Origin of the sequence: Alkaliphilus serpentinus (genome assembly GCF_009017255.1) — a bacterium.
In the GTDB taxonomy this organism is placed as follows: Bacteria; Bacillota; Clostridia; order Peptostreptococcales; family Natronincolaceae; genus Alkaliphilus_D; species Alkaliphilus_D serpentinus.
This window is the reverse complement of the sequence record NZ_WBZB01000001.1, coordinates 21,386-34,387: the sequence shown is the minus strand read 5'-3', so window position 1 is coordinate 34,387 and position 13,002 is coordinate 21,386. Positions and strand designations below refer to the sequence as shown.

The following is a 13,002-nucleotide window of genomic DNA, read 5'->3' as shown; positions in this document are numbered from 1 at the left end:
CTTAATAAAAAATTTCTGGGTTGTGAATTATTTAGTAATTAGTTTTTCAACTTTTCACTTTTAACTTTTCACTTTTAAATAAATTTTGCTGGCTTATATTCTATACTGTTCAGTTTTCAAAGACCTGCTATACTGTTGAAAATCCTTTATCTTCTTCGTTGCTTCATAAATTTTTAATCCTCAACTATATCTGTATAGGCTCCGGTGAAAAATTTACTTGTGCCTTGAGTCTAAGGACTTTTGAGTAAATCAACTTAACTTATTTCAAGGGGTTTTTCCCCCGCCGCCATCAAGAGGCAACTTATATACTGTATCATTATTAAGAACCATTGTCAAGTAGTTAAATAATATTTTTTATTTTCTTTTTAATACACGATTTCTTAATCTCGGCCGCCCTCACGGGACAGCTAAATTAATATATCACATAGTCGATATTCATGTCAACGGTATTCACACTGGTAATATTATGAATTTTTATAACTAAGAAATATTTATAGATTCCTACATTATATATAATAAAAATAGTAACCCCTCCATATGGAGGGGTTAAAACCAACATCGAAATCTTGCTTATACTGCTTCTTGCTATTCTAAAGGCTTCATAGTAGGGAATAGTATGATATCCCTTATAGATGGCGAGTCGGTAAGAAGCATGATTAATCTATCAATTCCGACTCCCAGCCCACCGGTAGGTGGGAGCCCTACTTCTAGAGCATTGACAAAGTCTAGATCCATTGGATGGGCTTCGTCATCTCCAGCTTCCTTTTGCTTTAGTTGTTCTTCAAATCGTTGTTTTTGATCGATAGGATCATTTAACTCCGAGAAGGCATTGGCGATTTCCCATGTGTTGGCAAAGGCCTCAAAACGGTTTGTAATAAGAGGATTGTCTGGGTTCCTCTTTGCTAAAGGGGATATTTCCACAGGATGATGTAAAACGAAGGTTGGTTGAATTAAATCCTTTTCGCAGAATTCTTCAAAGGCTAAGGCAACCAAATGACCTCTTGTCATACGCTTTTCCACCTCTAGATGGAGCTTCTCCTTTGCAACCTTCCTCGCCTCTTCATCGGATTCTATATCATAAAAATTGACACCCGTCTTTTCCTTTACTAAATCATGCATGGATTCCCTCTTCCAAGGGGGCTTAAAATCTATCTCAGTGCCCTGGAAGTTGACAACAGTGGTTCCATGTACCTTTTCTGCACAATAGGCCACAAGATTCTCAGTAATCTCCATCATATCCTCATAATCATGGTAAGCTGCATATAGCTCCATGCTGGTGAACTCAGGATTATGCTTTATGGAAATTCCCTCATTTCTAAACATCTTACCCATTTCATATACCTTGTCAAAGCCACCAACAATTAGTCTCTTTAAATAAAGCTCGTTGGCAATCCTCAACTGCATATCTAAATCTAAGGTGTTATGATGGGTCAAGAAGGGCCTTGCTGCAGCCCCGCCTGCTATAGTGGTAAGAATTGGTGTTTCAACCTCAAGATAACCTCTCTCATCTAAGAACTCTCTGATACCTTTGATAATTTTATTCCTTTTGATAAAGGTCTCTTTAACCTCTGGATTAACGATTAAGTCTACATATCTCTGTCTATATCTTAAATCTTGATCCTTTAAACCATGAAACTTTTCTGGTAGAATCTGCAGGGATTTTGATAATAGTCTTACAGAATTGGCTTTTATGGATATTTCACCTTTGTTGGTCTTAAATACTTCACCAACGATCTCAATTATATCCCCTATGTCATAGGTTACAAATAACTGATAATCCTCCTCACCTATTCGATCTTCCCTTACATAGGATTGTATTCTACCATCCTTATCCTGAATGTTTATAAAGCTGGCTTTACCATGGCCCCTTTTAGCCATTAAACGACCTGCTATCGTAACGACTTGCCCCTCTAAATTATCAAAGTTATCAATAATATCTTGACTATAATGACTTACATAAACCTTTTCGATTTTGAAGGGGTCTTTCCCTATGCTTTGAAGATGCTTTAGCTTCTCTCTACGAATTTTAAGAAGCTCATTTAAATTTTGCTCTTCATTAGTATGGTTAGACACTTTAATCACCCCTATAATCTTTTAATTTCTAGAATTTCATACTTAGTTGTTCCGTCAGGTATTTGTACCTCCACAATATCTCCTACTTTTTTACCAAGGAGAGTTCTCCCAACTGGTGACTCATTGGAAATCTTCAGTTCATATGGGTCTGCCTCTGCTGACCCTACTATAGTGTATTCAACTTCTTCATTGAATTCTATATCTTTAACATGTACTGTTGATCCGATACTTACTACATCAACAGAAATATCATCCTCATCAATGACTCTTGCTTTCTTCAACATGCCTTCAAGTTTCATAATTCTTTCTTCCACTTGTGCCTGTTCATTTTTAGCTTCATCATACTCTGAATTCTCGCTAATATCTCCAAAGGCAATAGCCTGTTTTATTCTTTCAGCAACTTCCTTCCTTCTTACTGTCTTTAACTGTTCAAGCTCATCTTCAATCTTCTTTAAACCATTTACCGTTAAAACAACTTCTCTATCCATTGCAAATCCCTCTCCTTCGCCCAAAAATGTTTGATATTCAATAAACTACCACAATAAGTATAATATATTTTTATGATGTTAGATAATATATGTGCTTTATATAAAATTATTCCATCCTTTCTTTGGAAAATGTATTATGTAGCTAAAAGGCTTGAAATAACATAAGAAGCACTGCTTATCCAGTGCTTATAGTAGCAATACATTGTAGATATTATAAGATAGAGCACAGGAAATGTCAAGAAATTTTAACTAGTATTTACCTAGTTCTCCTTATTTTATACTGTGCTATATTTAAATCTTTCAACCCTTGGTTCTAATTGCATTTCCTCTAAAAGCTGATAGTAATTCTCTTCAGTTGCTTCTTTATTTAAATCTGCTAAAGTAGCCACCAACATTGCCTCCATGGCATTGGTACCAAAGGACCTTCCTTGAAGCTGAGGTGTTGTGGTAATCAGTACACTTACCTCCCTCTGCCTTAGTTCTATTATGTCCCTTTCTGTAACGGTATTGGTTATGAGGATTTTATCCTTTAAGCTATCTGGCATAAATCTCTTTATATAATGAAAATCTCCAGCAATGATATCAGCCTTATTATAATGGGAGTGCAAACTCTTGGAGGATTTTTCTTTTTGCTTAACGCCTGTTGGGTAAAGGAGCTTAAAGGGAAGTCTACAAACCAACGGAGCAATGATTCTGGCTATCCTATTTAAACCTTCGAAGGAGTATATGGGCATATTGATTCCTAAGGCAAAAATCAAGTCTCCTATTACGATATCTCCACCATAATTTTTAATCTCATGGGCCATTCCATACCTATCCATCGCTGATGTTAACAAGACTTTCTTTCCTTGAAAATCAACAATTCTATTCTCAACAAGATATTTAATCACTTTTCTTTCAAGAGTATTTTTTAAACCCGATCCATCAACCATAGGGGTATGCTTAGCCGCTGCCTTTAGCCTCATGGCATCTCTAATCATATAGCTCCTGCTGCCAGCCCAAACATATAAGTCAATGCCCCCCATACCAAAGGCATCCACTTTACCATCAAGTTTTTCAATTAGTTTAATGGCTTGATTAAGATCTCCATTAGTGCCTATTCTCTCAACAATATACTTCTCATTAAGGAGAATAACCTCTGCTGAATGATCCCTCTCAGAGCTTCCTAAGCTAATACTAACGATATGCTTCATATTCTATCCTCCCAATAATAAGATAACATTAGTATTATTATCCATTCTCTTTTGATTATTCAGATTTTAACCTTTATTAAATTCCTTCGATATTATCTAAGTATCTCAATAAAGTATTTTCCATCTCCCTTTGGGTGGATATTTTATTAACAAGATTCCTTAGCTGCGCACTATTCTTATACCCCTTCATATACCAGGAAATATGTTTTCTCATTTCTCTTATAGCTATATATTCTCCTTTAGCCTCTACAACCAAAGCCATGTGCTTTAAAATTATATTGATTCTTTCCTCCAATGTCGGAGGGGGTATAATCTCTCCTGTTTCAACAAAAGTGCTTATTTCTTTGAAAATCCAAGGATTACCCTGGGCACCCCTTCCAATCATAATTCCATCACAGCCACTGTAATCAAGGAGTTTTATTCCATCATCAAGAGAAAAAACGTCCCCATTGCCTATTACAGGAATCCCAACAGAATTTTTCACTTCTGCAATGATGTCCCAATCAGCTTCTCCTGTATAAAACTGGTCTCTTGTTCTTCCATGAACAGTAATTGCAGTGGCTCCATTAGCCTCCATGGCCTTGGCCATTTCAACAGCATTAATATTCGATTCATCCCAACCCTTTCGGATTTTAACAGTCACTGGTTTAATGGAGGCCTTTACCACCTCCTTAACAATTTCACCAGCCAGCTTTGGTGTCTTCATTAAGGCACTACCATCTCCATTTTTTACGATTTTGGGAGCAGGGCAGCCCATATTAATATCTAATATAATATTTTCTCGATCATTTAAATAATCCGCCGCCATAGCCATTACCTTTGGCTCTGAACCAAAAATTTGAATTGCTACAGGCTTTTCTCTTTCATGGATCTTCAGAAGCTCTTCTGTTTTAGAATCCTTATAATAAATACCCCTTGAGCTAACCATTTCTGTATAAACCATCCCACAGCCCATCTCCATACAAAGAAGTCTAAAGGGAAGATCCGTAACTCCTGCCATAGGGGCAAGAAATACATTTTTTTCTAGAGTAACATTTCCTATTTTCATCTATTACACCTCGTCCTTTGTTGCTATTCTATTATTATTAGCTACATAATGAATTATACACCACTGAAAACACTATAAACACCCTTTGTTTATATCAATTCATGAGATATATCGACCCCTGCGTCTATATAGAAAAACCCAGCCATTAAGGGTCCAGATGTCGGAGCACCCTTGATAACTGGGTTAAAGAACTTCCCTGATTATTTCTGACCTATTTCAGCCAGGTATTTTAGTCTATCTTCACGATTTCTATCATAGATAATCCTCAGGCCATCTAGAGTTAACAACTTATCAACAATATGAATGTAGTCGGTTTCAGAGGCAATCAAGGTAGATAAGCCTCCGGTGGCCACCACTTTAATACTATTTCCCTTTAGCTCCTGCATCATCTTTTTAATAATATATTCCACCAAACCAACATAACCATAAATAATTCCAGACTGTATACTGGTTACTGTATTTTTACAAATAACTTGACCGGGTTTTACAAGCTCTACCCTAGGTAGTTTTGCAGCCCTCTGAAAAAGTGCATCACTGGATATTTTTATTCCCGGGGAAATAGTTCCTCCCAAATAATCTCCCTTTTCTGAGATGGCACAGAAGGTTGTAGCAGTACCAAAATCAACAATTATCAAAGGTCCCTTATACTTATCATAGGCGGCCACAGCATTTACGATTCTATCCGCCCCCACCTGTTTTGGATTATCATACTTTATGTTCATACCGGTTTTTACACCAGGACCTACAACCAATGGCTCTAGATTGAATAGCTTTCTTATAGCATGCTCTAAGGAATACATAATATTTGGTACAACAGAGGATATGATTACATCCTTTACATCCTTAATGTTTATTTGGCTGATTTGAAATAGCTGATGAATTACCATTTCATATTCGTCAGAGGTCTTATCCTTGTCAGTGGCGATTCTCCAGGAATCCAGTAGATCTGTGGCCTGATACACCCCCATAACAATATTGGTATTCCCTACATCAAATACTAAGATCATTACTTCACCTTCTTCTATAGATTGTTTCTAGAACTTTAGTTTCTTTAATAGTTTCATGATTGCATAAACGATAATTGCAGATATTATAACCTCTGCCGTCCCATTAACAGCCGCTATACCCAGCACCACCGATAAGGGACGTAGATAGCCCAATACATAAATCATCGTTAGAACCCCTATAGTATTGGTTGCAGTACCAACTATAGCTGCAAGTATAGAGCTTCTAGAGAGCTTATAGGTTCCATAGGCTGTAAGACCGATAAAAATTCTAGGCAGTATTGAAACCAACGGATCTGCGAAGAATGCAGGAGTAGCCCTTAAAAAGCTAGAAATCCCGAAAATCAATCCAACAAACAACCCTACAAAGGGTCCTGCAGTTATGGCTCCAATGATTACAGGAATATGCATTGTAGTTGCACTTACCCCACCTAAAAAAGGAAGGGGTATAAAGCCCAAGAATGGCGTAACACTTAATACAACCGACAGGCCACCCAACACACCTGCTAAAGCCATTTTCCTTGTTGTAATTCCTCTGTTCAATTTTTACACCTCCGCTCCAGCTCCTTCATAGGATGCTGGTCTTAAATTTTAAACTTTTTTCCTTAATTAGTCTGATTCATGAATGAATAAAATGATATCAGCTTTTACCGTACCATTTTAACAATTTCTTTCTATTTTAGCAACTAATTATTATCTTTAGTATACTTATTCCTTTAGTAGAAATTATTTCACTACATTTTCTGCTTCCCTCTTGATTTTTTCAATTAGGCTATATAATAACTGAATTCCGCCTCTAATCTGATCTATAGACATAACCTGAGATTTGGCTGCATCTTCAACACCCTTTGCATTATCCTTCATCCAATGGCTATTATTTTTTAGTCCCTTAACAATAGAGTCAATTTTATCTATTGACTCCTTAGTAGATAAAGCAAGCTTTCTTATTTCTCCAGCCACTACATTAAAGCCTCTGCCTTGCTCACCAAGCCTTGAAGCTTCAATTGCTGCGTTTAGACCTAATAGATTTGTTTGATCTGAGATTTTCTTAATCATCATTGTAATCTCTTGACTTGCATCAGTATCTTTTATTACCTTTTCAACAGATTCTATTAAGTCTATACCAGCACTCTTCAGCTGTTCAGACTCAGCTGCAATTTCTTGGGTTGATGCTTGCAGTTGAGTTATTTCATTATGCAAGGTTTCTGCCATCCCCAGCAGTATACTTTGCTGCTCAATAGATTCCATGAAAACAGCCCCACCAACAACTTTTCCTTCTTCCATAAGGGGTATTGCAATGGCTATGTAAGGGAAACCAAAAAGCTCCCTCCCCATACTTTTCACTATCCTATTTTTCTCCTTCATTGCTTGATATATGACCGTCGCCTCGTTAACCTTATCACCTGGTTTTACACCGTGATTTAGCTTCTCGCCAGCAATATATAAAAGATATTGTTCTCTATCACAAATAGCCACAGCCATATCCCTTCCATGTAGGAGATTCATTAAGGGTGCCACCTCAATAAAAGCCTTTAATACACTCATGTATTTTCCTCCCTTTTAAAGGTTGTCATTTGCTTAATAAATCCAAAACCATCGAACTTTATAGCTAATTATAACAAACATGTTATCTGTAATTATTTCAAAAATGCTGAAGAGGAAATGTTCAAATATTGTACATTCCCCTTCAGCTGTTGTTGGATTTAAATTGAAATTAAGGCACTATGGTTTGTTTTGTATGAATTTCATTCAGTGTACAGAATACTTACAGTTCCTTAGAGCACTACTCCACCATCTACACTTAAAACTGTTCCTGTTACGAACTTCGCCTCATTTGAAGCCAAATAAACAAATGCATTTGCAATATCAATTGGTTCACCCAGTATGCCTAATGGAGATTTCCCCTTCATGGCGTCAAGAATTTTTTCCGGCATTTTCGCTGTCATTTCTGTTACTATAAATCCTGGAGCTACTGCATTAACCCGAACTCCCTTGCGGCCTAATTCCTTTGCCCAGGTTTTTGTCATTCCAATTACTCCAAACTTGGTGGCTGCATAATTGGTTTGACCAAAGTTACCATATATACCTACAACAGATGATACGTTGATGATTACTCCACTATTTTGCTCGGCCATGATCTTTGCTGCTGCTTGCCCACAATTATAAACTCCCTTTAAGTTAACTGCTATAACCTTGTCAAATTGATCCTCAGTCATTTTCATTAATTGAGCATCTGCTGTTATACCCGCATTATTAACTAATATATCGATGGTTCCATAGTGATCTTTAATTTTATTCATTGCTGAATTAACCTCATCAGATACCGAAACATCTGCAGTTACTCCTAACACTTCTTTACCTGCTGCCTTAAGGTCATTTACAACTACTTCTACTTCTTCTTCGGTTCTACCCCATACTACAACCTTAGCACCCTCTTCTGCAAACTTCATAATTGAAGCCTTACCGATGCCTGATGTTGAGCCAGTTACTACTGCTACCTTATCCTTTATTCTCATTACTATACGCCTCCTCTTATAATGGTACCTCTTATTAACCTTTTATACTAAACCTATACTTGCTAGAATTATGCCAACTACGACTGCTAATATTGGAATCGCTGTACCTACCATGAATATATCTTTATAGGAGTCTTTATGGGTCATGGCAGTAACTGCAAGAAGAGTTAATACCGCACCATTATGAGGCAATGTATCTAGTCCACCTGAAGACATAGATGCAATTCTATGGAAAGCCTCAGGAGCAATTCCTGTTAAGGTTGAAAGCTCCATGTATTTATCACCCAAGGCTGCCAAGGCTATACCCATACCACCAGATGCAGAACCAGTTGCACCTGCTAGAATATTTACCGCTACAGCTTCTGAGATTAGTGGATTTCCTTTAATTCCAAGAACAAGATCAGTTAAGGTTGTAAAGCCCGGTACTGCTCTAACAACTGCACCGAAACCTACTGCTGCACTGGTATTAATAATTGCCAAAACTGATCCTGATGCACCACTATTGATTGTCTTTACTAGCTGTGGAAGTCTTCTGAAGTTTAAAGCTATTCCCACCAATGTTCCAGCTACTAAAGCTGTAATGATGTTTAAGTCTAGAAAGTTTAACAAAATGATTACTGTTAAAAGCGGTAAAAATGATAAATATGGATTTGGTAAATTCTTTTCATCTATTTCTTCGATTTTTTCATCTAGTTCAACAAACAGCTCACCTGCTGCTGTTCTCTTCTTCTCACTATAGCTCATCCATAAAAGACCCACACCCGCCATAATTAATGCTCCAACGATACCCATTATTGGGGCCGCAGTAGGGGTAGTTCCAAAATACTTCATAGGAATTAAATTTTGAATTTGAGGTGTTCCTGGTACAGCTGTCATTGTAAAGGTAAAGGAACCTAATGCAATTGCTCCAGGAATAAGCTTTCTTGAAATATTCGCTTCTCTAAATAGAGCTACTGCTAGAGGATACATAGCAAATACAACTACGAATAGAGATACTCCACCATAGGTTAATACTCCACAACCTACAACTACAGCCAATATTGCATATTTTTTACCAATTATTCTTACAATTAAGTGTGCAACGGACTTAGCTGCACCTGAATCGTCCATAACCTTACCAAATACAGCACCCAACATAAATACTGGGAACCATGATTTTGCAAAGCCTACAAAGCCTGCCATATAGGTTTCTGTATAGGCTGGTAATAGCTCTAGCCCACCGAATATAGCAACAACTAATGCGCAAATTGGCGCTATCCAAATAATAGACATTCCCCTATAGGCTAAATACATTAATAATGCAAGACCCAAAATTATTCCTAACATTTAATTCCCCTCCACGTTATTTATTTAATATTAAACCCATTTTTTCATTTTTGAATATCCGCTGATCCATAAGCTTCAACTCTGTTGAAATCTTAGGTTCAAATTCCATTTGGTCAATAATGTGCTTCTTAACATCAATCCCTGGGGCAACTTCTGTCAATGTAATTCCATTATTATCAAGATGGAATACGGCTCTTTCAGTTATATAAATCACTGGTTGCTTAACCTCCTGTGCGTAGTCTCCACTAAAGGTGATTTGTTCTACATCTAATACAAATTTCTTTGATCTACCTTCATTTTTTATGATTAGCTTTCCGTCTTCTATTATTGTATCAAGACCACCAGCAGTGAAGGTACCACAGAATATTACCTTTTTAGCATTTTGCGTTATGTTAATAAATCCTCCTGCTCCTGCAATTTTAGGACCAAACTTACTAACATTGATATTTCCCTTTCTGTCACACTGGGCTAGTCCTAAGAAGGCAACATCAAGACCCCCACCATCATAAAAGTCAAATTGATAGGGCTGGTCGATTATTGCTTCTGGATTTGTTGCAGCTCCAAAGCTCAGTCCTCCAGCTGGTATTCCGCCTATAGGCCCTGGTTCTACCGTTAAAACCATAGAATCTCCAACGCCCTCCTCATTAGCTACAATAGCTACACCTTCAGGCATACCAATTCCTAGGTTAACTATGGCATTAGGAACCAGCTCCATAGCCGCTCTTCTAGCAATAATCTTTCTTTCATCAAGGGCCAAAGGCTTTACTGAGGTTACAGGGATTCTAATAGCCCCCGTATAGCTTGGATTGTAGTCCTCTGCAAAGGTTTGCATGTGATTACTTAAATCCTCAACCTCTACAATTGAGTCTACATAGATTCCAGGTACCTTGATTAACTTAGGATCTAATGTGCCGGCCTTAACAACCTTTTCAACCTGTACTATTACCTTTCCTCCTGAGTTTTTGCAGGCTTGGGCAATAGAAAGAACCTCTAATGATCCAGCTTCTCTCTCCATGCTTACATTACCCTTCTCATCAGCATAAGTACCACGAATAAAGGCAAAATCAATTGGAAAGGCTTTGTAGAATAGATACTCCTTGCCATGGACTTCCATCAATTCAACTATGTCCTCAGTTGTCTTGGCGTTTAGCTTACCACCTTCAACCCTAGGATCCACAAAGGTTTTTAATCCAACCCTGGTGAGGGTTCCAGGCTTCTTTGCAGCAATATCCCTAAAAAGATGAGATATTACCCCCTGTGGTAGATTATAGGCTTCAATTTTGTTTTCTAAAGCAAGCTTCTGTACCTTAGGGACTAAACCCCAATGGCCCCCAACTACTCTTTTTAGAAGCCCTTCATGGCCCAGGTGATTTAATCCTCGTTCCCTACCATCACCTTGACCTGCTGCATACACTAAGGTTAAGTTTCTGGGCTCACCTTTCTCTTGAAAACGTTTTTCTAAAGCAATTTCTAGTTCCTCTGGAACAGCATTTCCAACAAATCCTGCAGTTGCTAAGGTAGAATTGGATTTTATTAGTTTTACTGCTTCTGATGCTGAAATAAATTTAACTGTCAAAAAAAAACCTCCCTTCATTTTAAATAATAACTAATATTGCAATCACTGTGCCAAAATCTAAAAGATTGAAATTTCAATCATAAGTCCTTATCAATAGAAAAAACAGGTAATATTCACATATCTCAGCTGCAAGTTTGTCCAGTATCCGAACATTTACTCATAGCTTAAACATGAATTATACCTGTTACTTTTTTGACTATTCAGAAATTTTAATGGCTAAATGTAGTTAAAAGTTATTTTTTGTTAATAATGTTCACAATCTGCACAGTGTTCAATATCCTTACAGTTCTAAACTATATCTTTTCATTTTTTCATAGAGGCTTGTACGACTGATTTGTAAGATTTTAGCAGCTTTATATTTATTATTATCCGTCTCCTTCAAGGCCTTGATAATTGAGTTTTTTTCTACCTCTTCAATTATTTCCTTTAGGCTTCCCAATTGATATGGGTTATCGGCATCATCATTGGATAATTCTTTTCTAATATAGAAGGGTAAATGATCCAGTAGAATAGATGCCTCCTTATCGATAAAGTTTATGGCCCTTTCAATAATATTAGCCAGTTCTCTAATATTACCAGGCCAATTATACCTTACAAGGGCTTCCATTGCCTTGGGAGAAATAGCAGTTACATGGCAGTTCATTTCCTTTGCAAGCTTCCTCATCAAATAGTTAGATAAAAGGGAAACATCCTCCTTCCGTTCCCGCAAGGGAGGAATTTGAATATTTACAACATTTAATCTATAGTATAAGTCCTCTCTAAAAAGCTTTTTTCTTACCATTTCTGAAAGATCCCTATTGGTTGCTGCAATAATTCTTACATCTATGCTGCTGGGCTTAAGCCCTCCTATTCTTTCAACTTCCCTCTCTTGAATAACTCTCAATATTTTAACCTGCATATTCAATGGTAAATCTCCAATTTCATCGAGAAAAATAGTACTCTTATTGGCCATTTCGAATTTGCCTGGCTTTCCACCCTTTTTGGCTCCAGTGAAGGCTCCCTGTTCATAACCAAAAAGCTCTGATTCAAGAAGCTCAGATGGTATAGCCCCACAATTGATCTTAACTAGAGGTAAATCCCCTCTGCTACTGGCATTATGGATGGCATGGGCAAACAACTCCTTACCAGTACCGCTCTCCCCCAATAACAATACGTTAGATTTTGAAGATGAGACTTTTTGTGCCAGTTCCTTGGCTCGACGTATTTTTTCACTATTTCCCACAATACTTTTAAAGGTATAGTTGCCTCCTGTAATCTTCTTTAATTCTTCTTTATAATAAGCAATTTGGCTTTCCATTTTCATGATCTTACTTACATAGGCATCCAACTCTAGCATGTCCTTAAAAATTACTGTACCCACAGCTCCTATAATCTTACCATTTTGAAAGATTGGAATTCTGTCTGCAATCATATTATTGCCTTTTATTTTTTGAATATCGCCTATTTCCCTATGACCGGTTTCAACAACAATGTGCATTCTTGTATTCTCTATAACCTCTGTTACATGTCTACCTATGGCCTCCTCCTGGGGTATGCCTATGAACTCGCAATAGGGTTTATTGATCATAGCAATATACCCCTCAGCATCCACTACCACTACCCAGTTGTAAACATGATCAAAAATGTATTGATATAGACTTAGAAGAGAATCCTTACCCTCAAAGGGTTTATCCCCAGTCTCCTCGTAGAGTCTATTAAATGCAAGGTATTTTTCTTTTATACTATCAAAAATAATAAACACCTCCAACTTTAAAAATAGCAGCAAAATACCTATAGTA

Annotated in this window: 11 protein-coding genes; all 11 read right to left on the bottom strand. The window is 37.2% G+C overall.

Annotation, left to right across the window (positions count from 1 at the left end):
* Positions 1–585: 585 nt before the first annotated feature.
* The 11 genes from lysS to F8153_RS00105 all read right to left on the bottom strand — a co-directional run bounded on the left by lysS (position 586) and on the right by F8153_RS00105 (position 12,965).
* A complete protein-coding gene (gene lysS, locus F8153_RS00160; RefSeq protein WP_151864320.1) occupies positions 586–2,079 on the bottom strand; it encodes a lysine--tRNA ligase in 1,494 nt (497 codons plus the stop codon).
* A gap of 5 nt (positions 2,080–2,084) precedes the next feature.
* The gene (gene greA, locus F8153_RS00155; RefSeq protein ID WP_151864316.1) at positions 2,085–2,561 is read right to left on the bottom strand and encodes a transcription elongation factor GreA; all 477 of its coding nucleotides are present in this window, start codon (positions 2,559–2,561) and stop codon (positions 2,085–2,087) included.
* A 275-nt stretch (positions 2,562–2,836) separates the two neighbouring features.
* A complete protein-coding gene (locus F8153_RS00150; RefSeq protein WP_151864315.1) occupies positions 2,837–3,754 on the bottom strand; it encodes a quinate 5-dehydrogenase in 918 nt (305 codons plus the stop codon).
* 76 nt (positions 3,755–3,830) lie between these two features.
* The gene (gene dusB, locus F8153_RS00145; RefSeq protein WP_151864314.1) at positions 3,831–4,802 is read right to left on the bottom strand and encodes a tRNA dihydrouridine synthase DusB; all 972 of its coding nucleotides are present in this window, start codon (positions 4,800–4,802) and stop codon (positions 3,831–3,833) included.
* Positions 4,803–5,002: 200 nt separating this feature from the next.
* The gene (locus F8153_RS00140) at positions 5,003–5,809 is read right to left on the bottom strand and encodes a type III pantothenate kinase (RefSeq protein WP_151864313.1); all 807 of its coding nucleotides are present in this window, start codon (positions 5,807–5,809) and stop codon (positions 5,003–5,005) included.
* A gap of 27 nt (positions 5,810–5,836) precedes the next feature.
* Positions 5,837–6,349 carry an ECF transporter S component gene (locus F8153_RS00135; protein ID WP_330577575.1) on the bottom strand — a complete coding sequence of 171 codons (513 nt, stop codon included), beginning with the start codon at positions 6,347–6,349 and terminating at the stop codon, positions 5,837–5,839.
* A 183-nt stretch (positions 6,350–6,532) separates the two neighbouring features.
* Positions 6,533–7,351: a methyl-accepting chemotaxis protein gene (locus F8153_RS16500; protein ID WP_151864312.1), complete on the bottom strand. Its 819-nt coding sequence runs from the start codon at positions 7,349–7,351 to the stop codon at positions 6,533–6,535.
* Between the two features lie 230 nt (positions 7,352–7,581).
* Positions 7,582–8,322, bottom strand: coding sequence for a 3-oxoacyl-[acyl-carrier-protein] reductase (gene fabG / locus F8153_RS00120; protein ID WP_151864310.1), 741 nt, complete (start codon positions 8,320–8,322; stop codon positions 7,582–7,584).
* 42 nt (positions 8,323–8,364) lie between these two features.
* On the bottom strand, positions 8,365–9,648 hold the full coding sequence (locus F8153_RS00115; RefSeq protein WP_151864309.1) for a GntP family permease: 1,284 nt from the start codon (positions 9,646–9,648) through the stop codon (positions 8,365–8,367).
* 16 nt (positions 9,649–9,664) lie between these two features.
* On the bottom strand, positions 9,665–11,224 hold the full coding sequence (locus tag F8153_RS00110) for an acyl CoA:acetate/3-ketoacid CoA transferase (RefSeq protein WP_243136847.1): 1,560 nt from the start codon (positions 11,222–11,224) through the stop codon (positions 9,665–9,667).
* Positions 11,225–11,504: 280 nt separating this feature from the next.
* Positions 11,505–12,965, bottom strand: a complete 1,461-nt coding sequence (locus tag F8153_RS00105) for a sigma-54 interaction domain-containing protein (RefSeq protein ID WP_243136846.1) — start codon at positions 12,963–12,965, stop codon at positions 11,505–11,507.
* Positions 12,966–13,002: the final 37 nt, after the last annotated feature.